This is a genomic window from Alcanivorax sp. DG881 (assembly GCF_000155615.1).
In the GTDB taxonomy this organism is placed as follows: Bacteria; Pseudomonadota; Gammaproteobacteria; order Pseudomonadales; family Alcanivoracaceae; genus Alcanivorax.
Genome location: NZ_DS989915.1, coordinates 1,252,416 through 1,275,974, shown reverse-complemented (window position 1 = coordinate 1,275,974; position 23,559 = coordinate 1,252,416). Strand labels below are relative to the sequence as shown.

Annotated in this window: 25 protein-coding genes; 8 read left to right on the top strand and 17 right to left on the bottom strand. The window is 58.6% G+C overall.

Translation table 11 applies throughout. The features are described from left to right. Window positions 1-68 precede the first annotated feature (68 nt). Together glpE and rhlB are read right to left on the bottom strand one after the other, a co-directional pair. Window positions 69-389, bottom strand: coding sequence for a thiosulfate sulfurtransferase GlpE (glpE, locus tag ADG881_RS05715; protein WP_007150169.1), 321 nt, complete (start codon window positions 387-389; stop codon window positions 69-71). A gap of 2 nt (window positions 390-391) precedes the next feature. Continuing rightward, window positions 392-1,678: an ATP-dependent RNA helicase RhlB gene (gene rhlB / locus ADG881_RS05710; protein ID WP_007151607.1), complete on the bottom strand. Its 1,287-nt coding sequence runs from the start codon at window positions 1,676-1,678 to the stop codon at window positions 392-394. Window positions 1,679-1,811: 133 nt separating this feature from the next. On the opposite strand from rhlB, the gene ADG881_RS05705 reads away from it, so the two are divergent. Beyond that, window positions 1,812-2,075: a DUF1145 domain-containing protein gene (locus tag ADG881_RS05705; RefSeq protein ID WP_039926305.1), complete on the top strand. Its 264-nt coding sequence runs from the start codon at window positions 1,812-1,814 to the stop codon at window positions 2,073-2,075. Between the two features lie 12 nt (window positions 2,076-2,087). On the opposite strand, the gene ADG881_RS05700 is transcribed toward ADG881_RS05705, so the two are convergent. From ADG881_RS05700 to ADG881_RS05685, 4 genes are all read right to left on the bottom strand, one after another. Continuing rightward, on the bottom strand, window positions 2,088-2,678 hold the full coding sequence (locus ADG881_RS05700; protein WP_007151024.1) for a DUF938 domain-containing protein: 591 nt from the start codon (window positions 2,676-2,678) through the stop codon (window positions 2,088-2,090). Window positions 2,679-2,755: 77 nt separating this feature from the next. Then, complete coding sequence (locus ADG881_RS05695) at window positions 2,756-3,595, bottom strand: SDR family oxidoreductase (protein WP_007149516.1); 840 nt, start codon at window positions 3,593-3,595, stop codon at window positions 2,756-2,758. Between the two features lie 312 nt (window positions 3,596-3,907). After that, a complete protein-coding gene (locus ADG881_RS05690; RefSeq protein WP_007149916.1) occupies window positions 3,908-4,654 on the bottom strand; it encodes a lysophospholipid acyltransferase family protein in 747 nt (248 codons plus the stop codon). Between the two features lie 106 nt (window positions 4,655-4,760). Then, window positions 4,761-5,510 carry an START domain-containing protein gene (locus tag ADG881_RS05685; protein WP_050760124.1) on the bottom strand — a complete coding sequence of 250 codons (750 nt, stop codon included), beginning with the start codon at window positions 5,508-5,510 and terminating at the stop codon, window positions 4,761-4,763. A gap of 265 nt (window positions 5,511-5,775) precedes the next feature. Here ADG881_RS05685 and ADG881_RS05680 point away from each other — a divergent pair, with 265 nt between their 5' ends. After that, window positions 5,776-7,077 (top strand): exo-alpha-sialidase, encoded by a 1,302-nt coding sequence (locus ADG881_RS05680; RefSeq protein WP_156790348.1) that lies wholly within the window; start codon window positions 5,776-5,778, stop codon window positions 7,075-7,077. Then, complete coding sequence (locus ADG881_RS05675; RefSeq protein WP_039926302.1) at window positions 7,077-7,739, top strand: hypothetical protein; 663 nt, start codon at window positions 7,077-7,079, stop codon at window positions 7,737-7,739. Before ADG881_RS05680 ends, ADG881_RS05675 begins: the two co-directional genes overlap by 1 nt. On the opposite strand, the gene ADG881_RS05670 is transcribed toward ADG881_RS05675, so the two are convergent. Both ADG881_RS05670 and ADG881_RS17830 read right to left on the bottom strand, forming a co-directional pair. Beyond that, the gene (locus ADG881_RS05670; protein ID WP_039926299.1) at window positions 7,667-9,220 is read right to left on the bottom strand and encodes a sodium:solute symporter; all 1,554 of its coding nucleotides are present in this window, start codon (window positions 9,218-9,220) and stop codon (window positions 7,667-7,669) included. The two genes, ADG881_RS05675 and ADG881_RS05670, sit on opposite strands and share 73 nt — an antisense overlap. Before the next feature lie 78 nt (window positions 9,221-9,298). Beyond that, on the bottom strand, window positions 9,299-9,907 hold the full coding sequence (locus ADG881_RS17830) for a cold-shock protein (protein ID WP_007150727.1): 609 nt from the start codon (window positions 9,905-9,907) through the stop codon (window positions 9,299-9,301). Between the two features lie 213 nt (window positions 9,908-10,120). Between ADG881_RS17830 and ADG881_RS05660 the strand changes: the two genes are divergently transcribed. Beyond that, window positions 10,121-11,170 (top strand): GNAT family N-acetyltransferase, encoded by a 1,050-nt coding sequence (locus tag ADG881_RS05660; RefSeq protein WP_007149476.1) that lies wholly within the window; start codon window positions 10,121-10,123, stop codon window positions 11,168-11,170. Window positions 11,171-11,192: 22 nt separating this feature from the next. Here ADG881_RS05660 and ADG881_RS05655 read toward each other — a convergent pair whose 3' ends face one another. From ADG881_RS05655 to ADG881_RS05620, 8 genes are all read right to left on the bottom strand, one after another. Then, entirely contained in the window at window positions 11,193-11,558 is a 366-nt protein-coding gene (locus ADG881_RS05655) for a hypothetical protein (protein ID WP_007150409.1), read from the bottom strand. 282 nt (window positions 11,559-11,840) lie between these two features. Beyond that, a complete protein-coding gene (locus ADG881_RS05650) occupies window positions 11,841-13,775 on the bottom strand; it encodes a M48 family metallopeptidase (RefSeq protein WP_007148628.1) in 1,935 nt (644 codons plus the stop codon). A gap of 12 nt (window positions 13,776-13,787) precedes the next feature. Continuing rightward, entirely contained in the window at window positions 13,788-14,375 is a 588-nt protein-coding gene (locus ADG881_RS05645) for a LemA family protein (RefSeq protein ID WP_007148825.1), read from the bottom strand. Window positions 14,376-14,611: 236 nt separating this feature from the next. Beyond that, a complete protein-coding gene (locus tag ADG881_RS05640) occupies window positions 14,612-15,067 on the bottom strand; it encodes a DUF962 domain-containing protein (protein WP_007150441.1) in 456 nt (151 codons plus the stop codon). Window positions 15,068-15,224: 157 nt separating this feature from the next. Continuing rightward, window positions 15,225-16,136: a heme o synthase gene (gene cyoE, locus ADG881_RS05635; protein WP_007149599.1), complete on the bottom strand. Its 912-nt coding sequence runs from the start codon at window positions 16,134-16,136 to the stop codon at window positions 15,225-15,227. After that, window positions 16,133-17,194: a heme A synthase gene (locus ADG881_RS05630; RefSeq protein WP_007148383.1), complete on the bottom strand. Its 1,062-nt coding sequence runs from the start codon at window positions 17,192-17,194 to the stop codon at window positions 16,133-16,135. Before ADG881_RS05630 ends, cyoE begins: the two co-directional genes overlap by 4 nt. A gap of 15 nt (window positions 17,195-17,209) precedes the next feature. Further along, entirely contained in the window at window positions 17,210-17,845 is a 636-nt protein-coding gene (locus ADG881_RS05625; RefSeq protein ID WP_232211692.1) for a hypothetical protein, read from the bottom strand. Between the two features lie 244 nt (window positions 17,846-18,089). Further along, entirely contained in the window at window positions 18,090-18,842 is a 753-nt protein-coding gene (locus ADG881_RS05620; protein WP_007148351.1) for an SURF1 family protein, read from the bottom strand. 261 nt (window positions 18,843-19,103) lie between these two features. Between ADG881_RS05620 and ADG881_RS05615 the strand changes: the two genes are divergently transcribed. Then, window positions 19,104-19,376: a twin transmembrane helix small protein gene (locus ADG881_RS05615; RefSeq protein ID WP_007151124.1), complete on the top strand. Its 273-nt coding sequence runs from the start codon at window positions 19,104-19,106 to the stop codon at window positions 19,374-19,376. Window positions 19,377-19,634: 258 nt separating this feature from the next. After that, on the top strand, window positions 19,635-19,802 hold the full coding sequence (locus tag ADG881_RS17505; RefSeq protein ID WP_007150997.1) for a hypothetical protein: 168 nt from the start codon (window positions 19,635-19,637) through the stop codon (window positions 19,800-19,802). A 169-nt stretch (window positions 19,803-19,971) separates the two neighbouring features. Here ADG881_RS17505 and ADG881_RS05610 read toward each other — a convergent pair whose 3' ends face one another. Continuing rightward, entirely contained in the window at window positions 19,972-20,307 is a 336-nt protein-coding gene (locus ADG881_RS05610; RefSeq protein ID WP_007149300.1) for a DUF1820 family protein, read from the bottom strand. A 397-nt stretch (window positions 20,308-20,704) separates the two neighbouring features. Here ADG881_RS05610 and coxB point away from each other — a divergent pair, with 397 nt between their 5' ends. Both coxB and ctaD read left to right on the top strand, forming a co-directional pair. Further along, a complete protein-coding gene (gene coxB / locus ADG881_RS05605) occupies window positions 20,705-21,913 on the top strand; it encodes a cytochrome c oxidase subunit II (protein WP_039926296.1) in 1,209 nt (402 codons plus the stop codon). Window positions 21,914-21,927: 14 nt separating this feature from the next. Further along, window positions 21,928-23,535: a cytochrome c oxidase subunit I gene (ctaD, locus tag ADG881_RS05600; protein WP_007150287.1), complete on the top strand. Its 1,608-nt coding sequence runs from the start codon at window positions 21,928-21,930 to the stop codon at window positions 23,533-23,535. The last annotated feature ends 24 nt before the right edge of the window (window positions 23,536-23,559 follow it).

Genomic DNA, 23,559 nt, shown 5'->3' with positions numbered 1-23,559 from the left:
GTGAGTGATCTCCGCCCTGTGCCTTCCGGTTTGGCGTGTAGCCTGCTGCGTGTTGCTTCCCGCGAGGCTTAAGCCATTTCTTCCAGGCATTCCGGGAATTGCTGGCGAAACACCTCGTAGCCGCCATCCAGGCTGACGACATTGCTGAACCCTTGCTCTGCGAGCCAGTCTGATGCGCTTTGACTACTGTTGCCGTGGTAGCAATACACTACCAGGGCATGATCAGGTGCGGTGTTGGCCAGAAACTGATCCACGTTGGCCTGACTTAAATGCACGGCACCTTGCAGGTGTCCGGCGGCAAAGCTGGCAGGGTCGCGGATATCGACAAACAGAGTATCACCCTGATCAAACAGGGTTTTTCCGTCCGTAGGGCTGATTCGCGTTGCCATGGTCAGTCCTTCTTTTCTGCGTTTTGCGTGGTGTCGTGGCCCGGCGCTTTCATTGGGGCAGCCGTTTCTTTCTCGGCCAGCAGATCGGCGGGCGGGTATTCGCATTCCAGCTTCATGCCGATGGCGTTTTCCAGTTCCGGCAGCAGGAAGGCGTCGTCTTCACAGGCGAAGCTGATTGACATGCCGCTGGCGCCGGCGCGGCCGGTGCGGCCGATGCGGTGTACGTAATCTTCCGGGTCTTCCGGCAGATTGTAGTTCACCACATGGGAGACGCCGTCGATGTGGATGCCACGGCCTGCCACGTCGGTGGCGATCAGTACCTGCAGATCACCGGCACGGAAGCGTTCCAGAGTTTTGCTCCGCTGGGTCTGCGGCACGTCGCCGGAAATCAGGGAGACTTTCAGCCCTTTCTTGTGCAGCCGGTCGCTGACCCGGCGGGTAATATCCCGGCGGTTGGCAAACACGATGACCTTGTCCATGTTCATGCCGGTGATCAGGTTATAGAGCAGCTTGAACTTGTCGTCGGTATTGGTGATGTAGACCTTCTGTTCCACGGTATCGGTGGTGACCTGGGTGGGCTCGATCTCCACTACTTCCGCGTCCTGGGTCCAGCGACGGGACAGGTTCATCACATCGTCGTTGAAGGTGGCCGAGAAAAGTTGGGTCTGGCGGTACTGGCTTTTCGGGGTCATGCCGACAATGCGTTTCACATCGGGGATAAAGCCCATGTCCAGCATGCGATCGGCTTCGTCCAGCACCAGGAATTCTACCCGGTCGAGCCACAGGTCGCGGCGTTTGGCGAAGTCGAGCAACCGTCCGGGGGTCGCGACCAGAATATCAATCAGCTTGTTTTGCAGGCGTTCCTGCTGACGATTGAAGTTCATGCCGCCGACCACGCTCATTACCTGCAGGTCGGTGTGCTTGGCCAGAACCTTGGCGTCTTTTTCAATCTGCATGGCCAGTTCCCGGGTGGGAGCCACGATCAGGGCTCGGGGTTCACCGGCAAAGCGTTGCACGTCGATAGGGTGCTTGAGCAGGTCGTTGATCACGGTGATCAGAAAGGCGGCGGTTTTCCCGGTGCCGGTCTGGGCCCGGCCGATGGCGTCGGCGCCAGCAAGGGTGTGGGTCAGTACTTCAGCCTGAATGGGAGTGCAGTACTGAAAACCGGAATCAGCGATACCGTGCATCAGGTCCAGGTGCAGGTCGAAATCGTGAAAGCGGCTCTCGCCTTCCTTTTCCGGGACCTGAAATTGCTCCAGGCTCCAGGAGCTTGCCTTGTCTTTTTGCATGTATTCGCTCAGTCTGAATGCGAGAGATTTTGTGAGTGCAGTCGCCTTGTGTTCCTGTCTGGCAGGGCCTTGAAGGCGTCTCCAAACATCACAGTGTAGAAAAAATAGCCAGCGCTGTCAGAGGATGTTTGTTATGGGCTTGCTTCGCGGCGTTATTGTAGTGTTTTGGGTGGGGGTACTGTTAGCCATTTTCATGGATTTACCCGCTCCCTTTGACCGCTTGCTCATTATTGCCGGTTCGGTGGTGGCGATTCTGCATGCGCTGGAATGCCTGGGCTTTGCCCTGTGGCTGCGGGGCAAAGGCCTGTTTCACTGGCGTGATGCCTTGATGACCATGATATTCGGCGTGATTTACCTGAAGCCGAGAATGCGCGGGGTTCGCCGCGCCCGAGCCTGAAACCGTCGTTTCTTATCCAAACACCAGCACCCGGTTATTGGCCGGCATTTCATGGTCTGCCAGGCATTGCCGGCCGTGGCGGGCAAACTCCTGTTCGATCCATTCCTTGTCGCGGATGCCCCGCTGCGGATCGGCGGCTTTCAGCCAGCCGTTAAACTGCCGGTTTGAATCACTGGTGAACTGCCCGTCGTAGTTGAAGGGGCCGTAGACCATGAATCGGCCTCCTTCGTTGAGGCGCAGGCAGCCTTCGGCGATGCAGCGGGCGACCAGCGGCTGCGCCATGATATGAAAGGTATTGGCAGTGAACAGATAATCAAACGGGCCTGCGGGCCACTCGCCGGTGACATCCAGCGCCAGGGGCGGCCTGGCCGGGTTCGGCGTTTGGCTCAACCAATGGCGAATGGCGGGCAGATTGTCGGGTACGTCAGAGGGTTGCCATTGCAGGTGGGGCAGCTGTGCGGACAGCCAGGCGGCGTGTTGCCCGGTGCCGGCGCCGATTTCCAGCAAGGTGCCGGGGGCCTGGCAGTGTTGTTGCAAAACCTGAAGGATGGGGCCTTTGTTGTTTTCGGCCGCCTGGGAGAAAGGAACCTCTGAGGATGTCATGGCTACTCCTGTGAGTGAGAAGCCATGGCACCATCAAAGGCTTTTTCTGGCAAGGGAAAAGCGTGATTCCCTGGCGGTTACTTCTTGCTCATGTATTTCTGGCCCATGGCGATCAGCTTCTGGTAGCTGGTCGGCAGCAGGCGCTGCATGGTGTCGACGGCGACAGCATCAGAACCGATCAGCACCCGGCGCTTGTTACCGCGGACACCCTTGAGAATGGTGCTGGCAGCTTCTTCCGGGGTGGTGCGGAACATCTTCTCGAAATCCTGGATGGATTGTTCCTTGCTGGCACCGGTGATTCGCTCAACGCCATCGCTCATGCGCGCGGCCTTGGCAATATTGGTCTTGATGCCGCCTGGATGAATGGAGGTGCAGGAGACCGGGCTACCTTCCATTTCAAGCTCAATACGCAAGGATTCTGTGAAGCCACGCACCGCGAATTTGGCTGCGTTGTAGGCTGACTGGGTGGGAATGCCCACCAGACCAAAGATAGAAGATACGTTGATGATATGCCCTTCACCGGCTTGCTTCAGGTAGGGCAGGAACGCCTTGGTGCCGTAAACCACGCCCCAGAAGTTGATGTTCATCAACCACTCGAAGTCGTCGTAGTTCATGTCTTCCACGGTGGCGCCCAGTGCCACACCGGCGTTGTTGAAGATCATGTTGGCCTGGCCAAAATGGTTGACCACATCATCGGCGAAATCGTAGAACGCCTGGCGGTCGGCCACGTCCAATATCTTGGTCATCAGGCGATCTTCGCCGAGATTCAGGTTGTTGGCGGTTTCTTTCAGGCCCGCTTCGTTAATATCCGAGATAGCCAGTTTTGCGCCAGAAGCGGCCAGTTCCATGGCCAGTGCCCGGCCAATACCGGAGCCGGCACCAGTGATAACGGCAACTTTATCTTTGAAATTCTTCATGATGACTCCTGTATCCGCTCCCGCAGGAGAGGGCATGTATAAGCGAGTGGCAAGTTGAAAGTTCAAAGTTTAAAGGCGCGAGAGAGGTTGTCAGGGCCTGCATTGCCATGTCAGGTAGCAAGCCGTCGCGGCTTTTTGCGGCCGTGGATCCGTTCGGTGGGTACTGACTCTGCCCGCACAATCAACTTTGAACTTTTAACTCAAGTTGGCGACCGAGTGTAGACACTTTGTCACTGCAGAATGGGCCAATCTTGTCAGACAAGGTGCTGGCATCGTGGCATTGGCGACACGGCGGGCTGTCGCTGCGGTCTGTCAGAGCGATGGCTGGGGGCAGCTGTCGCTTAGTGGAGTGGCAATCGCAGCCCGGCTCTGGCGGACCAGGGTTTGCAGTTCAGTGTCACTGTGGCCGGTCACCGTGAGTGGGGGATGCAGGATAAGGCGGGCGGTGGCGCCGGGGTGAAGACGCAGGGTGCCGGCGGGCAAAATATCGAAGGTCCCGGACAGGGTGACCGGCAATACCGGTATGTGCAGGTCCTGGGCCATCTTGAACGCGCCTTTCTTGAAGGGTTTCAATTGCCCGTCGCGACTGCGGGTGCCTTCAGGAAAGAACAACACGCTGGCGCCGTTGGCCAGCCGTGCCCGTGCCTCATTGAGCGATGCAATGGCCGCTTCGGTGTTGTCGCGGTTGATGAAAACATGGCCGAGTTTTTCACAGCAGATGCCAATAACCGGGATTTTGCGCAGCTCGTGTTTCATCACCCAGCGAAAATCCACGCCCAGGTAGCCATACAGGACAAAAATGTCGAACTGGCTGAGATGGTTGGCGACGATCACGTAGCTCTGGCCTGGCAATAGATGATGGCGTCCATGCACCTCGACCCGCACGCCGCTGTATAACAGGCAGAGCTTTGCCCAGGGAATGGCGCTGAGCTTGGAGACTTTCTCCGCCGGCAGAAAGGGAATTAACAGCAAGCAGATCAGCCCCGCAAGCACAGTGGTGGCCACCATCAGTGGCACAAAGATCAGCCAGCTATAAAGAAAGAAAAACAGCCTTACCATCACGTGCCGCTCTCCGGATTATGCGCAGACGAGGGCCTATGGTAGCGGAGGGCTGGCCGAAAATGACAGACAGATAAGCACTTTGTTACGTTTTGATGATGCGCCTTTACGGGCCGGGAGCGGCCTGCGGGCTGGCGTCGGCCGGCCGACCAGGGCCATGCAGATCAATATAGTCGTAATAATGGTTCTGGTATTCCGGCTTGTTGACGATGCGGCGAAGGCGTTCAAGCGTGAAGTAAGGGGCATCGCGGAGCAGAATATTGGCAATCCAGGCGGGGATGTAGCCGCCGGGATCCAGAATCAGCTCATAGGTCATTTCCACTTCGTGGTTACCCAGTCGGGTAAAACCCAGCAGCCCGGTCATTTCCGGGAAGCGGATGTAGTTATTGTTGGGGGGCAAGGCATCGGGCTGGTTAATCAGCGTAATCATCACCGATTCCTGCTCGGTGTTCAGGATCTGCGTCACTTTGGCACGCAGCACCGCTTCCCGGTCGGCCAGCGGCCAGGGCAGCTGGGTGGTAAAGCGCAGCTGTCGGTCCAGGGGGCTGGTGCGGCCGAACTCTTCTGCGCTGTCGACAAAGTGAAGCCACTTGGGGAACGAAGGATAATCGTTGAGCAGGGCGACCAGAGAGTATTCGTCGTTCAGGGTAAAACGGGTGATGCCGCGAAACGTTTTCAAGCGGGATTCATCCCGGTGTTTCATGTACACCTGAATGTCATTGCGGTCACTGACCAGGGTCCAGTCGGGGTCCTCATTGCTGGATGCCGGTGCAGACCATGCCGGGGAAAAGGCAGAGAACAATGCAGAAAGTGCAAGCAGAAGCCAACTAAGGCAAAAAGGTCGAAGCCTGTCCATAGGGGGCGAAGAGTCCTTGTTCGCTATTCTTGGAATTGATTTGGGCATATAACGCGACGTCATTATGACATTATCATTATAGGGCTGAACACATTTTGACCGCTTTGCCCTGTGGTTTCTCCGCGCTAACTGACAGTCGGTGCGGCAAATATGTATTAACGGCAGGCAATTTTGTGAACGGCTGCTAGACTGTCGCCCGGCGCGTTTTGCGCTGATTGAGTACTCAATAACAAGCATTTGCATATTTCTGTTGTGACGATTCCCTATGCTTAAACGAGCGTTTCATCTTTTGGTCGGTGCCGCCCTGGTGGCGGGCTATTTTGCGGCCACCCCGGCTCGACTCTGGCAGCCGGCCCCGCAGTTGCTGGCGGCAGATCCCGCACCGGTGCCTTCTGCTTCCCAGTGGCAAACCCGGTTTGCGTCCGATGCGGATACCAGCATGGTGCATGCGGCTTCCATGGTGGAACTGCCCGACGGCCGCTTGCGCGCCTTCTGGTTTGCCGGCACCCGTGAAGGGGCGGCGGATGTGTCCATTAACTCCGCGATCTTTGATCCCGAGTCTGGTGCCTGGTCCGACGAGACGGTGTCTGTCACCCGCGAACAGATTTCCCGGGGCTGGGGGCGCCACATCCGCAAACTCGGCAATGCGGTACCGGTGCTGGATGATGATGGCCACATGCGGTTGTTTGTGGTGGCAGTCAGTTTCGGTGGTTGGGCGGCCAGCCGTCTGGTGGTGATGGAATCATCAGACCTGGGCGCCAACTGGGACTTCGATACGGCATTGGTGGCGACCCCGTTCCTGAATATCAGCACGCTGGTCAAGACCCCGCCAATTCATTACAGCGATGGCTCCATCGGCTTGCCTGTGTATCACGAAATGATCGGCAAGTTTGGTGAGATTCTGCGCCTGGACCAGGATAACCGTATCCTCGGCAAGGCCCGCATCGGCCATGGGCGCAAGGCCATTCAGCCGCTGGTGTTGGTGGACGACAGCAACCATGCGGTCTCTTTCCTGCGCAATGAGAATGAACCGAACAACGGCTACCTGTATCAGTCTTCCAGCAGCGATGGGGGCTGGCGCTGGTCTCCGCTGGAATATGCGCCGGTGGACAACCCCAGCTCAGCCGTGGGCGGTGTGGCCATGGGCCCGGGGCACTGGCTGGTGGCGACCAACTGCAATCGTGAAGAGCGCGATGACCTGTGTATTCGTGAAACCCGTGATGCGGGGCAGCATTGGGAAGATCGCTGGTTTTTCCATAATCGCGAGCAGTGGCGGGGTAACGCATTGAAACCGGATGCGTTTGCCGACCTGATTGATGATGAATTTGTTGGCAAAGCGATCCCCGAAGATCAGCGCCTGTTCCTGGAGCGGGTAAAAGCCAACAAGTGCCAGCCCCACCGAGGATGTGAGTTTCAGTACGATTACCCGTACATGGTGCGTACCCGCAACGGGGACCTGCACCTGCTCTACACCTGGAACAAGACGGCGATCCGCCATGCCTGGCTGAAAGCGGATGCCGTGGAGGGGCGCGCGGCGCAACAACAACCAGAACAGGGAGCTCGATAATGTCACTTGATCTGGTGATTTGTGCACTGGTGCTGGTGGCGGTGCAGTTGCGTATCAGCGCCAACCTGCTGTCCTTGCGCGGGCGTGTGGTGTTGGCCGGTCTGGTTTTTGTCTGGTCCCTGTTGCCCTACCCGTGGGGGCCGGGGGCCTGGGTGCTGAGTTATCTGGCAGGTTTTAGTATCTCTTCCGGCCTGTTGGCGGTGCTGGCGATTCAGCACCGTATTGCCGGGCATTACTGGCTGCCAGTGCGGGAATTGCGCACGGCCTGCCTGATGCTGGTATTGATGGCGTTGTGGTTCTACCCGATGAGCATGGGCTCCAGTTATGCGGATCCGTACGCGTTGGGTTTTGGCGATTTCGTCTTCAGCACCGCCCTGTTGTTGATCGGTCTGCTGGCGTGGGTCACCCGGGCCTATGCCTCCTGCCTGATTCTGGTGGCGGCTCAGTGCGCCTTCGGTGCCGGCTGGCTGACCAGTGATAATCTCTGGGATTACCTGATCGATCCCTGGCTGGTGTGCTGGGCGGCAGGTTGGTTATTGCGGGACCGGCTGCTGCGGGCGCGGGCCATGCCCGCGCCGCAGCCTCCGGTTCAGCCTTCGGAAGCGGGCAAAGATGCTGACGGCGCCACCGAGGCGGCGGGCCAGAACAGCGCCACCAGGTAGCCCACCAGGAACATCAATACGTTGCCGATCAGGCCGGTGTAATACAGGTCGAAGGGGGCGCTCAGCGCCTCCGGCAGCAGCTGGTTATTGGTCAGAATGGTCCAGCCAGTGAACACCAGTGTGCAGCCGATGCCACACCAGGCGGCCCGCGCATTCCCTCTCTTGCTGAAGAACCCCAGTAGATACAACCCCAACATGCCGCCACCGAGCAGGGAGACCAGAATGGTGGAGGTGTCCTGCAGCGTTTTCGTGTCCGCCTGGTTCAGCCACAGCGCGCCGAGAATCATTAGCCCGGTGACCGCAATGGCAATAGTCCAGGCCACCTTCAGATAGTGACGATCATCGCGGCCGGGGCGTAGGTGGCGGCGGTACAGGTCCACCACGCTGACCGTGGTTATCGAATTGATGCTGGAATCCAGAGAGCTCATGGCTGCCGCCAGGGCTGCGGCGATCACCAGCCCGGCCACGCCGGCGGGCAGGTAACCGGTAATGAAATGCGGCATCAGGGTTTCCGCCCGGGCATCGCCGGCCAGAATGGCGCTGGCATGCGGGTCCGGGTATGCCTGAAAGAACACCCAGAGCGCGGTGCCCAACAACATATAAAACGCCCAGATTGGCAGTGCCGTGAACAGGTAGACCCAGAGCCCGCGTCGCGCTTCCAGCGTCGATTGAGAGGCGCAATAACGCTGCACGGTGTTCTGGTTGCTGGAGTATTCGGTGAGCCAGTTGGTCAGCCCGATCAGCAACATCATGGTGGCGGTTTTTTCACTCAGGGAGAACGACCAGGAGGTGTCACCCGGGGCGCCGTTTTCCCACGGCGCCAGCGCAAACTTGCCGGCATTGCCGGCCTGCTCGAAGACCTGGTTCAGGCCGCCGGGCAGTGCATCCAGTATCACCCACAGGCAGATGATGCCGCCGAGCAGCAGAATCACGGTTTGCAGCACGTCGGTCCAGATCACCGCATCGATGCCGCCGATCACGGTGTACAGCCCGACAAAGAGGCCGCCCAGCACAATGGCGGTGGCGGGGGACAGGTCGGTGACCTGCTGGATCAGCAGCGACAGCAGCCACAGAATCATGGCCAGGCGCACCAGCTGTGCCACCAGAAAGGCCACGGCGCCATACACACGAATGGACGGGCCGTAGCGTTGTTCGAGAAATTCGTAGGCGCTGGTCATATTGCCGCGCCGGAAAAACGGCAGGAACACGAAAGCGGCCACCAGCATGGCGGGTAGCAGGGCCAGGTTGGGGAGATAACGAAGCCAGTCGGTCTTGAAGGCGTCGGCGGGGTAGGCCAGGAACGTGATGGAGCTGATGGACGTGCCCACCAGAGACAGGCCGATCACCCAGCCACGGAAGCGGCGACCGCCCACAAAATATTCTTCGGTGTTGGTGTTACGGCGGGAAAAGTAGAAGCCGATACCCAGCACCACACACAGGTAGCCGGCGAGGACCACCCAATCAGCCGTTGCTAGTGTCATTATTGTTATTCCGCTGCAAGGCAATCAGGCGGCACGCAACTCGCCGCCGTTGCGTGCCGTGATGCGACTTATGTTGCTTTATTGCTCGATATAAACGTTATCGGCCTGTTCCCCACGGTCGGACATGCGGGTATCAAAACGCACCTTGGTGCCGGTGCGCAGGCTGCGACGGCCACCGTTCTGTACGGCTTTGAAGTGCACGAACAGTTCTTCGCCGCTGTCAGTAAGAATGAAGCCAAAGCCCTTGTTGGGGTTGAACCACTTCACTTCACCACGCTGCTGACCATTTTTGCCGGGCAAAGAGGGCCGGGGCAGGTTGGCTGGCACCAGCTTGCTGAAGGGAATCAGCGGCAGCAGGTAGGCGAGGACCGGAATCCACAGCCACGCCTGGTGGGTGAAAACGGTATTGCCATGGCTGGCTACCAGGCCGGCCAGGTAGAAGAACACCGCCACATGCAGCGGCAGCCGCTGGCGCCCGCCAAGCAGACAGACCAGGTTCACGGCAGCAGCCAGCAACAGGCCCAGGCCGGTTTGTTGACTGTGGATGTTGGAAACCTGAATCATGGCCAGGTTTTCGTGGATGGTCACCAGGGCCATTTCCGGCGCAAACAGAAGCCAGGCGCCAGGGATGGCCAGCAACAGGGTGACGATGACGTAAAAAATAGTCAGCGATTTAGAGACATTCATGGAATTGACGTTACCTTGTTTAAGCAATGAGTGATAAAAGTAAGGATAAAAACCGCCAGATGACGAGGCGGTATTGCGCGGTTAACGTGCCCGGGTAAAACCCCCGTTACCGTCGCCCTTTTTGTTGGCAGGGCTTGCCGGTAATGACTGTCAGGCGCCACACAACCCGGGCATTGTACCCAAGCTGGCGGTGAAACTCATGTTGGAGTCATTTTGACGTCATATCCATTCCTGAACCCGGCTTTTTTTCAGGCGTTGCAGCAGTGCGGCGCCACCACCCCTGAGACCGGCTGGTCGCCCTGCCATGTGGAGCGTGAAGGGGCGTGGCTGCCCCTGTACGGGCGCGATCATTCCCGTGGCGAGTACGTATTCGATTTCAGCTGGGCGGACGCCTATCAACGCCATGGGCTGGCTTATTACCCCAAACTGGTGACCTCGGTACCGTTCACGCCGGTCGTGGGGCCTCGCTGGCTGGGCGACTGGAGCCCGGACGCGCTTTGGCAGGCAGTGAGCGAGCAAATGGCAGAGCAGCAGGCCAGCGGCTGGCATCTGCTGTTCCCGGACCTGGCCAGCCGCGAGACGCTGGCAGAGCTGCCGCTGGTGTCCCGTCAGGCCTGCCATTTTCGCTGGTTCAATCGTGACTATGCCGATTTCGAAGGGTTTCTGGCCCGGTTTCAGTCCCGTAAGCGCAAGAATTTACGCAAGGAGCGGCGGCGAATTCAGGAGCAGGGTATCCAGGTCGAACGGCGCCGGGGGGCTGAAATCCAGCCGGATGACTGGGCCTTGTTCTACCGTTGCTATGCCAGCACCTATCTCAAGCGCGGGCAGATGCCGTACCTGAACGAGGCCTTTTTCGCGACGGTGGCAGAGCAGCAAGGGGAGCAGCTGATGATGGTCCTCGCCCGGGATGACAACACTCAGGCCCCAATCGCGGCGGCCCTGTATTTCTTCGACGATACCCAGCTTTACGGCCGGTACTGGGGCTGTCTGCAGGAGCGTGATTGCCTGCATTTCGAGATGTGTTACTACCAGGGCATCGAGTTTGCCATTGAGCAGCAGTTGCAGGAATTTGATCCGGGCGTGCAGGGTGAGCACAAGATTCTGCGTGGCTTCGAGCCGGTGATTACCTGGTCAATGCACCATTTGCGCGAACCTGCGTTTCAGCGGGCGATCGGGGATTTCTGTGAGGAAGAGGCGCGGCATGTGCTGCGCTATCAGGACGAAGCGCGAACGTTGCTGCCCTTTCGGCGCGACGGCCTATAACGCCGGGAATCGGCCGCCTGGGTCAGGCGGCCAGCTGCTGTTCACGCTGGTACAGCAGCGCCATGGTGACCTTGTCACAGAGATCTGCCTGGGGATGATCCGGGGATTTCGGGCCCAGGGTGTCTGTCACGTCTTCCAGGTCGCAGTTCTGCGGGTCGTTCAGGTCGGCAAAGAATTCCCAGGCATGGCCGCGGTGGTCCACCAGGGTGCCGGTGTAGATGCCGTCATCAAAGCGGCATACGGAGGAAAAGACGGTTTCATCCAGCGCAAAGCCTTGCGCGTTGACCCAGGCGGACAGTGCCGGGTCCAGGCTACCATTGCGGACCTGTTCGGTGGCGTGGGCCACAAATTCCCAGGTATTGCGGGTGCTTGCTTTACTGAATTTCATTGTCTCGTCCTCGTCCCATGAGGTTGATCGTCCGTGAAAGTGTGATGTTGATCACATTCCTGCCGATCAACGGCAGTGTTTCGGAGATGTTCGTATTCTGCCCGTACTTCCGTGCCAATGCATGGGGAAGTCGCTCTGATGATTGTAAGCTAAAACTGACAATTTGAAGCCAATTCAGTGTTTTGCATAATAGAAGCGCCCGCCGTCCCACACGCGGTGGCGCTTGTTGGGGGCTATCAGGGGTAATGGACCCTGGCGAGGGTCACTGTAGACCGGCGAGGCTCAGCTGGCGAACAGCGGAGGTAGCGGGCACTCGAGCAGGGCGGCGATGGTTCGTAGCAGTTCGGCTTCCTGCACCTGCACCTTGCCGTCGGCCAGCACCAGGTCGGCGGCGGCATCAATGACCGGCCCCTTGAGTAGGGGGGACAGGTCGGCCAGCCGGTCCATGGCATGGCCGAGCTTGTGGCTGCCGCAGTGAGTCAGGGGCAGCAAGGTGCGGCCGGCGGGCAGCAGTCCATGGGTACTGCGCTGAAACAGTGTCCGGGCCTCTTCATTTTCGGCGCCACTGGCCCAGGTCAACACGGAAAACAGCAGTTGCAGCTCTGCAGCCAGGGCGCCGTAGCGGCGGAAACGGGTGCGCCGGTTCTTGCCGGATTGCTCGCCCAGTTGCTGGTGGGCGAGCCCCACCAGCGCCCATTCGAAAAAGGTGTAGCGGTTATCGACTTCAATCAGTGCCGTCAGGTGCGACAGGATGCGGGCACGGTTATCGGCGGGCAACGGTTTGAGAACCGGCAAGGCCAGATCAATGAGCGGCAGACGCAGGCGTGATCCCAGTGCCCTGATTGTCTCGCTTAAGGTCACCAGGGCTTGGCGTTGATCGCTGACGTTCAGTGCATCCAGAAGCGATTCGGTGTCGCTGGTGGAGGTGCTGAGGATCAAGGCGTAGAGCACGCTTTCCGCCGATTGGGGAGAGCGTATCTGGCGCCGAAGGTCCTCGGGAATAGCCTCCAGCAGGCTGCGGGCATAGCCCATATCCGGTTCGCTGACGGTACCGACCCGCTGTGAAGGGGCGGATGACGGCGTGGGTGCCTCGGGCGATTTAGCGCCTTCTGGTACCGTGCTGCCACCGGCAAAGGCGGCGGCGCCCTGTGGCGCAGCAGGGCCTGATGTTGCTGGGCTCGCCGGGCCACTCCCCGTGTCCCGGGCGCGGCTGCGGGCACGGGCCACCCAGTCACTGCCTATGGCGGACAGGCGCTCGTCCAGTGGTGGGTGGGTTCCCAGCAGGTTGCGCAGACGAAAGTGCAGTGTCTCCCCGAAGCACATGTGACTCATGTCTTCCGCGTGGGGCGTGGCCAGGTGGGAACCGTTGCCGTTGCGGATTTTGATCAGCGCGCCGCCGAGCCCGGCCGGGTTGCGGGTGAACTGCACGGCGGAGGCGTCGGCCAGCAGTTCCCGTTGCCGGGAAATGGCGGCCTTGATCAGGCGACCGAAGAACAGGCCCACATAGCCGATCACCATCAGGGCCAGGCCGGCAAACACCAGCCCGCCACCGCCCTTGCGGTTGGATGATGAACGGCTGAAGGAGGAGCGGCGTTGCCCGCGAATCAGGTACTCACCTACCTTGCCCAGCGCGAGAATGCCCGCCAATACGGCTAGCAAACGCAGATTAAGGCGCATGTCGGCGTTGAAAATATGGCTGAATTCATGGGCGATGACGCCCTGCAATTCATCCCGATTCAGTTCATTGAGTGTGCCCTGGGTGACCACGAGTACGGTTTCCGAGGGCCGAAAACCAGCCACGAAAGCGTTAATGGCGGTTTCCTTGTCCAGTACATAGAGCTGGGGGGCGGGAATGCCCGAGGCGATGCTCATTTCCTCGACCACATTGATCAGCTGCTTTTCCCGAGTGGCGGTGCTGTCCATGGTGATATGGCGTGCGCCGAGCATCTCGGCCAGCCCCTGGCCACCCTTGCGCAGTTGCCAGAGTTTTAGCAGGCAGCCAAACACCATCACGGCGAGGGTGAGCCCGGTAATCCAGTGGATGAAAGGGTGGCTAAACCACTGGCTGGGCGAGACTGACTGAAAATCGCCCCAGAAGAGCGTCAGCAATACCGCCAGATTCACGCACACCACAATAGCGATGACCGCAAGAATGAAATACAGAACCAAAAGCCCGGTTTTACGCCGGGCCCGTTCCTGGTGTTGGAAAAAATCCATGGGGAGGCCGGGTTAGAAGCTGACGTTCACGGCCTTGCGTGCCTGCTCACTTTCGATTTGCAGCAGTTTGGCTTCGCTAAAGCTGCCGAATAACCCGCCAATGAAGTTCTGCGGGAATTGTTCGCGGTAGGTGTTGTAGTTCATGACGGCGTCATTGAATGCCTGGCGGGCAAAGCCGATGCGGTTTTCCGTGCTGCTCAGTTCTTCCATCAGCTGGGCCATGGTGTCGTTGGCTTTCAGGTCCGGGTAGTTTTCGCTGAGCGCAAAGAAGTTGGCCAGTGAGCCGGACAACAGGGATTCCGCCTTGCCAAGTTGCGTCACGGCGCTGGCGTCGTCCGGGTGGGCGGCGGCGGCCTGTTTGGCGCTAACGGCCTGGTTGCGGGCCTCGATCACCTGGGTGAGCGTCTCTTTCTCGTGGCTCATGTAGCCTTTGGCGGTTTCCACCAGATTGGGAATCAGGTCGTGACGGCGCTGCAGTTGCACATCAATCTGGGCGAAGCCGTTCTTGAAGCGGTTCTTCAGGGCGATAAGCCGGTTGTAGACGGCAATGATGTAAATAATGACGGCAATGATGATGCCGAAAAAAATCAGAGTGCCCATGCAGGTGATCCTTCCCCAAGCGGTGTTGTTGTAGGCCTATAAACTACTGCAAAAGTCGTAGAGTGGGAAGGAGGGGGGCGCATGAAACCGTTGTAGGCGCTTGCTTGCAAGCGAATCGTCAGGGGGGGGCGAGTTGCGAGTCACGAGTTTCGAAAGGCTATGAGCTCTGTGTCTCTGTAGTAAAGCAATCTTTTCGGCTTTTGAAGTTCGTGACTCGTGACTCGTCACTCGCGTCTTTAGTACTTGATGCCCCATTTGCGATACAGAAAACCCATGATCCAGGCCGGGCCGATCATCAGGTACTGGATGTCTTCAAAGAAGGAGGGTTTCTGGCCCTCTACCTTGTGTCCCCAGAACTGGCCAATCCAGGCGAGAATGAAGACTACCAGCGAAAACAGCCAGACACTGATGCCGGCGGAGGCGATCAGGCTGAGGCCGGCCAGGCAGAGCAGGCTGAATACCAGCATGCCTGCAGCGATGGGCAGGGACAGGCGGGCGTAGTAGAGGGACACGAAGACCAGCGCCAGGCAGGCCCAGAAGCTGGTAAAAAAGGGTGCCGGGATGGCCCAGAGAAAGCCGATGATGGTGAAGAAGATCACCGGCACACAGACAAAATGCACTTTCTTGTTGGTGGGGTTCTGGTGACTCTCGCCGTAAGCGTTGAGCCAGTCATCCATGCTGCGGGTTGCCATGTTTCTCTCCCTTTTTTTGGCCGTTAAGGAGAGTATTGCACCGCTGGTTCAGATCGTGAAGGTTTGTCGCGAGGTGCGAGTAACGAGTTTCGAAAACCAGATGCGCTAGTGCCTTTTGACTTTCGCAACTCGAAACTCGTACCTCGAAACGTCTTTCTTATGCCCCCAGCCACCCGGCCACGGTCTGCGGCGTCACAGGCAGATAATGATCCACCAGCAAAGCGGTAAACAGGGCGAACAGATAGGTGATCGAATAGCCGAAGGTTTTCATCGGCAGCTTCGGGTCTTCGGAAAAGCGCAGCCGCACCGCGTGGTAAAGAAACACCAGGCCGAGAATCAGGGCGCTGAGCAAGTAGATCAGGTCGCTCATGCCGGTGAGATACGGCAACAGGGTGCAGATAAACAGCAGGATGGTGTAGTACAGCACCGACTCGCGGGTAAACGGGATACCGTGGGTCACCGGCAGCATGGGAATGTCGGCCTTGGCGTACTCGTCGCGACGGTGAATGGCCAGGGCCCAGAAGTGCGGTGGCGTCCAGACGAAGATGATCAGCACCAGCAGCCAGGCATAGGGGTGCGCTTCGCCGGTGACGGCGGTCCAGCCCAATAGGGGCGGAATGGCGCCAGCAATGCCACCAATCACGATGTTCTGTGGCGTAGCGCGTTTCAGATAGAGCGTATAAATAAAGGCGTAGCCGACAAAGCCGAACAGGGTCAGCCAGGCGGTGATCGGGTTCACCAGGAAGTACAGCATGATCATGGAGGCCGCCGCCAGCAGCACCGCAAAGGTGATGGCCGCTTTCGGGGTCAGCTTGCCGGCCACCAGCGGGCGCTTTTCGGTGCGCTTCATGATGGCGTCGATTTTCTGATCCATGATCTGGTTAATGGCGGCGGAGGCCATCATGGCCAGAGACAGCCCCACAAACGCAGGGATGAAGGTGCCCAGCGGCACCATGCCGGCCGGCTCGGTGGCCAGGAACATGCCGGCCACTGCGGTGACCATGAGCAGCATGACCACGCCGGGTTTGGTGAGGGCGAGATAGTCGCGCCAGTGGGCAGACTCACTCATGACGGGGCTCCTTGCTGTTTGGGGGGCTGGCGCTTGCCGCATTTCACGTTAATGGCGCGGATGAACAGCACCAGGCTGGCCAACAGTATCACTGCGACGAAGTTGTGGGCCACGGCCACATCCAGCGGCACCGCAAACATCACATTACTCAGGCCAAGGCCGATCTGCAGGCTGAGGATGCCAAGCATCACCAGTGCGAAATTGCGGAAGAACACACTGCGGGCACGCAGCAGAATCTTGCCCACCAACAGCAGCATCAGCAGGGTGACCACCAGGGCGCCGAAGCGGTGCATCACGTGAATGGTGGTGCGCGCGTCGTTGTCGAGGACGCCGTACTCGTAGTCGGGCTTGTCGTGTTCGTGGCCCCAGAAAATAAAGGCTTCCTTGAAATCCAGTCGATCCTGCCAGCCTTCTTCGCACACCGGCAGGTCGGTGCAGGCCACGGCGGCATAGTTGCTGGCGGTCCAGCCGCCCAGGGCGATTTGCAGGATAACGGCGGCCAGGGTCATCGATGCCAGCGGCTTGAGGGTCAGCACATCACAGTCATTGAGGAAGCTGGGCCAACGGAACACCCGGGCGGTGAGCAGAACCAGCAGGGTGAAGGTGGTAAAACCGCCGAGTAAGTGCAGCATCACGATAGTGGGCTGCAGCCCCATGGTCACCGTCCACATGCCGAGAATGCCCTGGAAGATAACCAGTGCCACCAGGAATAAAGGCAGCTTCAGCGGCTGCTTTTCCCGCTTGCGGTTAACAAAGGACAGCGCGGCGATGATGATAATCACCAGCCCCAGGGTGGAGGCGAAATAGCGGTGCACCATTTCCGGCACGGTCTTATGCGCTTCGCGCAATGCGCCGGGGGTGGTTTCGTTGGTGGTGGCCACGTGTGCGATGGCTTTGCGCACGTCCAGATGGCCGTAGCAACCGGGCCAGTCCGGGCAGCCAAGGCCGGCATCGGACAGTCGGGTCCAGGCGCCCAAAATGATTACGCCGGCGGCCATCAGCACAGCCAGAATACAGAAACGGCGCAGCCAGCGCTGCGATGCGGTGGGGGTTTGCATAATCAAGAGCCTGCCTTAACCGATCAGTGACCCTTTTAGGGTCCGTTTGAGATCGACGCGGATGTTCTCCGCCTCTTCGAGGGTGGCATCCATGTTTTCGTGCGTGGGGTAACGCATGAATATCTGGCCGTCCGGGCTGACCAGAAAAATATCGCCAATGGGCTGGCTGGTCTCGGGGGCATACACCGGGGCCAGGGCCTGGGTGACATCGGCGGGAGCCGCATGGATAGAAACCATGCCATCCACCTTGTCGGTGAGGAACGTCTGCAACTCGGCGCCGGCCGGGGCGGTATGCAAAATGACCCGACGCACTCGCTGAATGTCTTCGCCCAGGGTCAGGCGCACTTGCTGTACTTGATAATAGAGGCCGTTCTTGCAGCGAGTATCGCAGTCCTCCCCGGCCACATAGAGCAGGGTCCACTGAGTGCTCATGTCATTGCCGTCGTAGGGCTGCTGGTTGCTGTCAGTGGCGTTGAGGGCGGCCATGTCGATGTGTGGAACCAGCAATTGGCCCTTGTTGACCTTGGGTAGCTCCTCGACATCGATCAGGTAGCGTCCAGCCAGAAAAAACAGGACGAAGGGCGCAACGATGGCTAATAAGGTGACCCTGCTCTTGGTCCGTGGAGACATGAGGGGCTGTTGAGGTTTCATTCTTGCCTCTGCTGGAGTTCATTTTTTCGCCCGGCAAGGCGAAGGGAGCGTGGCATAGTGTTTCTATATGAGCGACCGCCAACGCAGCTGGGCGGCAAAAGGAGCCCAGCCCTACGGGTTGCGCCTGAAAAAGCGCCACTCGTTGTTGCGTGTCGTTCATTTGGAGCAACCAAACTTCTCTCCTCGCGCCTAGATTGGCGCATTTTCAGGCACAACAGAGGTAAGAATGAAACCTCAGCAGCCCCTACCGTTCCTCTCGCGTCTTGCGTGCTTTGCGCCAGTTTCGGAGTGCGGCGGCAACATATATCAGCAGGGCGGCCAGTGCCAGTGCGAACCACTGCAATGCGTAAGCCTTGTGCCGTTCCGGGCCCATCACCGTCACGTCCTGCCAGTGCCGGGGTAGCGGTGTGTTGTTGCCCAGCGCCACTTCCGGGGTGACCCGGATTTCAAAGGGCGCTAATTCTACCCCAAGTTGTTCGCCAATAGCGTCAAAATCCACTTTCTGAACCCGTAATGGCCACTGATTGTCGGGCAATGGCATGTCCTTGAGCACAAAAACATCACGGGACGGGCGGTATACGGCGCCGGTGACGGTCAGGCTTCCTGTGATCGGGGCAATGGCGGGCAGATTGGCGCGGTTGTTGCCCCGGGGGAGCCAGCCCCGGTTGACCAGTACCCAGCGCCCTTTGCGGGTTTCAAACGGCGTCAGCAGGTGGTAGCCAGCCACGCCGTTCAGGGTGCGATTGTCCAGCAACACGTTATGGGCGTTATCAAAGTGGCCGGAAATGGAGGCGCGGCGGTGCATGGGATCATCGGCGGCCTGCAGGGTGGGCAGGTCTGCCGGTGGCAGGGTGGCCCGTTCACTCTGTTCGGTGAGCCACTGCCGCTTTTCGTCGGCCCGCTCCAGCTGCCAGAAAGCCAGTCGCAGGCACACTCCGGACACGATCAGGGTGGCGATCAGTGCGATCCAGGGGGCACGGCGGTGAGTGTGAGGCATGGCGGTCTGCCCTCATGACAGCAGTAGCGTAGCAAAACGGTTGGCTTGTCCGATCTGTGGACGGCCAGCACAGGCTAGATAGTGCGTGCACTGGCGGAGTCGGCCATTACAATAGCCGCATATAAAGGCGGCCCTGAGATCATCCCGGATCGTCCACACAGTAATGGCGGCACATTGTACATAGCTGGCCGGGCTTTTCATCCAGGGAATCCGGGCTGTGTGTTTATACGCCTTGGTAATGCGTTCAAGGAGATAACGAGTATGTGGTGGGTAAAGCTGATTGTAGTCATTCTGCTGCTGGCGGCAGTGATTTCTCTGGGGCGTGCGCTCATGTCGCTGGTGAAGGGGCAGGGCAAGGAAGGCAAGACCATGCGAGCGCTGGCCTGGCGTGTGGGTTTTTCCGTGGCGGTGTTTCTGTTCATTATCCTCAGCATGTATATGGGGTGGGTGCAGCCACACGACGTGAACCCGACCCTGCGGTATGGCGAGCCGATTGACGCTGGCGAGGTAGCGCCTGCTCGCCAGGGTGAATAGGGGCTGGCTTGGCAAAGGGCAGGGCGCTGCTTGTAAAAGGGCGGTAAAAACGCGATCGGTCGGTGAACGAAGACGGAAAAGGCGCCTCTGATACGGTAACTCGCCTTGAGTGAGATGCGCGGAGAAGGGCCAGCAAGGATGGCCAGGGAGCACGGACGCACTTCCCCGCTTCCTTTATTGGATTCTTGGGCGGGCTCTGTCGGCCGCTGGTGTTATCAGGCGGTGATAGAAGTCGAACGGCGATTAGAGGAAATGACGATGGAATGGATGACACGGTTTGCGCTGATTCTGTTTGTTCGCATGATTGCGCGGGCTGAGCAGGCAATGCTGCTGGCACGCAGTGCTCGCGCTGACGTTTCCGCTGGCCGCTCTTTCTGTCGCCCTCTCCATGGCAGTCACCATGCCTCCCAGGATGTTTCTCGCTAGCGGGAAGGTTTTTTCAGTCCCGCGGGAACCTTTGCATTCGTGCGCGGACTAATTCAGTAGGCAAAATACGTTTTCTCCTCTTAGTAACATCAGGCAACCCTCTGGGCGCTCGGTCTAACCGGCGCCCTTCTTTTTTTGGGGTGCAGTGCTTTTGCAGAGACAGGCGCGGCTATTTGCCCGGACCTGGCGGCATGGGGAAAGGGGAAACGTTGCTGTTGCGGGGCTCTGTGCGTGATTCCGTGATCTTGCCGACCCCTTCCTTTTCGACCTCATCAATGCGAATAACCGCATGCATGGGGATGTACGACCGCAGAACCCCTGAAAACTCGCTCTTCAGCTTCTCTTCCGATGGATCCACCAGCACACCGCTGCGCTCATCAAACAGGAATTCCTCTACCTCGATAAAGCCGTGCAGATCACTTTGGTATATCTCGGAGGCATAAACTTCGTAGGTTTGCCCCTGATTCTGGAATATGACGCGGTAAATGGGACGGCGTTTTGACATGGCAGAAAGGGACGCTGGGTAGGGGAATAGAGGCGGAGTGTAGCATAGCGTTCAGCTTTCGTATCTGCCTGAAAGGCTTGATAAACCCTACGTTTCGGCTGGACTTTAGCCATGCGAATGACTAGAGTTGGCGCCCATAAATGCAGTGGGACAATTTGCCACACCTCCGGCAATTCAGTGAAATCAGCATGGCGGTAAATAGCTATTTGATTTTATTGGGTTTTGCCTCCCATGTGACACGTTAAACGGCCGCCCCCTTGGTCGTCGATGTCAGTGGGGAAGGTCTGGTGACCGTTTCGCCGCATCAATCCTGAAACTCGCTTTCCAGGCGCCGGTAACGGCAAAGAACAAGCGTGCCTGTAACGGGGTAGCGCTGGGGAAAACAGGGAGCAAACGCATGCAGTCAACTCTGTTCCACCGCGCGGCGGCGGGTCTGACGTCACTGATGATCAGTGGCATGACCTTCGCTAGCGACTGGACCGAACGTTCCGATCTCGACCTGCGACCGGGGGTAACCCAGGTCAGTCAGGAAGTTCAAAATCTTCACACCACCGTTCTCTGGATCGTGACCGTTATCGGTCTTCTGGTCTGTGGCCTGATTCTGTTCTCGATGATCCGCCACCGCCGTTCCAAGAACCCGAATCCTTCCACCTTCCACGAAAACGTGTTTTTCGAGGTGCTGTGGACAGTGATCCCCTTCGTTATCCTGATCGCCATGGCCGTGCCGGCCACCCGCGTACTGGTTCAGCTGGACGATACCGCTGAGTCAGAACTGACGGTGAAGGTGACTGGCTATCGCTGGAAGTGGAGTTACGAGTACCTGACGTACGAAGACGACAACGATATTGGTGTGTCTTTCTTCTCCAACCTGGCCACGCCGCCGGAACAGTACAACAACCCGGTTCTGTCCGGTGGTCTGTTCCCTTATGGCACCGCGAAAGATCTGGTCGGCAAGGACGCTCCCGAGAAAGACCACAACTACAACCTGGAAGTGGACAACAAGCTGATCATTCCGTCGGGCCAGAAAGTGCGTTTCCTGGTGACCTCCGATGACGTGATCCACTCTTTCTGGGTGCCGGATTTCGGCGGCAAGAAAGATGCAATCCCCGGGTTCGTCAATGAAACCTGGGCGCTGGTACCGGAAGGTAAGGAAGGCACTTACTACGGCCAGTGTGCGGAACTGTGTGGCAAGAACCACGCCTTCATGCCGATTGCTGTAGAAGTGGTGACCCAGGACGAGTTCAAGACCTGGATTACCGAAGAGAAAGAAAAAGCTGCCTCTGGCCCGGATCTGACACCGTTTGCCGGTATCGATCAGGCGATGGAAGAAGGCAAGCAGGTTTACGACAGCGCTTGTGCCCTGTGTCACGGTGCCAATGGTGAAGGCGGTATCGGCCTGGCGTTTGCCGGTACGGAATTCGCTACCAAGAAAGAGCACCTGAACGAGCACATTGATGTGTTGGTCAATGGCCGTGCCGCCATGCCCAACTTCAAGGCTCAGCTGACACCTCGCCAGATTGCGGCGGTGATCACCTACGAGCGTAATGCTTTCGGCAACGACACCGGCGATCTGATTCAGCCCGCCGACGTTAACGACCACGAATAAGGGAGGGGATAGCAATGTCTACTGCAGCTGCAACCCATGATGATCATCACGATCATCACCACGCCCCGACCGGCCTGAAACGTTGGCTGTTCAGCACCAACCACAAAGATATCGGTACCCTGTATCTGTGGTTCAGCTTCGCCATGTTCCTGTCCGGCGGTTTCCTTGCCATGGTAATTCGTGCCGAGCTGCTCGAGCCCGGCATGCAGTTCGTGGATCCGGAGTTCTTCAACCAGATGACCACCGTGCACGGTCTGGTCATGGTATTTGGTGCGGTGATGCCCGCCACGGTTGGCCTGGCCAACTGGATGATTCCCTTGATGATCGGTGCGCCGGACATGGCGCTGCCGCGGATGAATAACTGGTCCTTCTGGATCCTGCCTTTCGCTTTCACCATCCTGATTGGTTCGGTGGTGATGAGCGCGTTCGGTGCCGGCAACCCCAGCGCCCCGAACTTTGGCTGGACCTTCTACGCGCCGCTGTCGACCAAGTACGGCCCGGCGTCGACTGACCTGTTCATTCTGTCGGTTCACATGATGGGTATTTCTTCCATCATGGGCGCCATCAACGTGGTCGTTACCGTCTTCAACATGCGTGCCCCGGGCATGACCCTGATGAAGATGCCGCTGTTCGTATGGACCTGGCTGATCACTGCCTTCCTGCTGATAGCGGTTATTCCGGTTCTGGCCGGTGCAGTGACCATGATGCTGACGGATCGTCACTTCGGCACCAGCTTCTTCGATGCCGCCGGTGGTGGTGACCCGGTACTGTTCCAGCACGTGTTCTGGTTCTTCGGGCACCCTGAGGTGTACATCATGATCCTGCCGAGCTTCGGTATCGTGTCAGCGATCATCCCGGCCTTTGCCCGCAAGCCGCTGTTCGGTTACGCCTCCATGGTGTACGCGACCGCGTCCATTGCGCTGCTGTCCTTTGTCGTCTGGGCTCACCACATGTTCACCGTGGGCATGCCGCTGGCCGGTACCCTGTTCTTCATGTACATGACCATGCTGATCTCCGTGCCGACCGGCGTGAAGGTGTTCAACTGGGTCGCTACCATGTGGCGCGGGTCCATGACCTTCGAACTGCCAATGAAGTGGGCGATCGCCTTTGTGGTGCTGTTCACCTGTGGTGGTCTGTCCGGCCTGATGCTGGCGATTACCCCGGTGGACTTCCAGTACCATGACACCTACTTCGTGGTGGCGCATTTCCACTACGTGCTGGTCACCGGTGCGATCTTCTCCATCTTCGCTGCTGCCTACTACTGGCTGCCGAAGTGGTCCGGCATCATGCCCAACAAGACCCTGGGTGAACTGCACTTCTGGAACTCCCTGATTTCCGCCAACCTGCTGTTCTTCCCCATGCACTTCGTGGGCCTGGCCGGCATGCCGCGTCGTTACGCTGACTACGCGCTGCAGTTTGCGGACTACAACTTCTGGATTTCCATTGGCGGCTTCTGGTTCGGCCTGTCACAGCTGCTGTTCCTGGCCGTGACCGTGCTGTGTGCCATGAAGAAAGGCGAAAAAGCCCCGGCCAAGCCGTGGGAAGGTGCCGAAGGTCTGGAATGGGAAGTGCCGTCACCGGCGCCGTTCCACACCTATGACACCCCGCCGGTGGTCAAGTAACAGATAGTCAAGTAACAGAGAGTG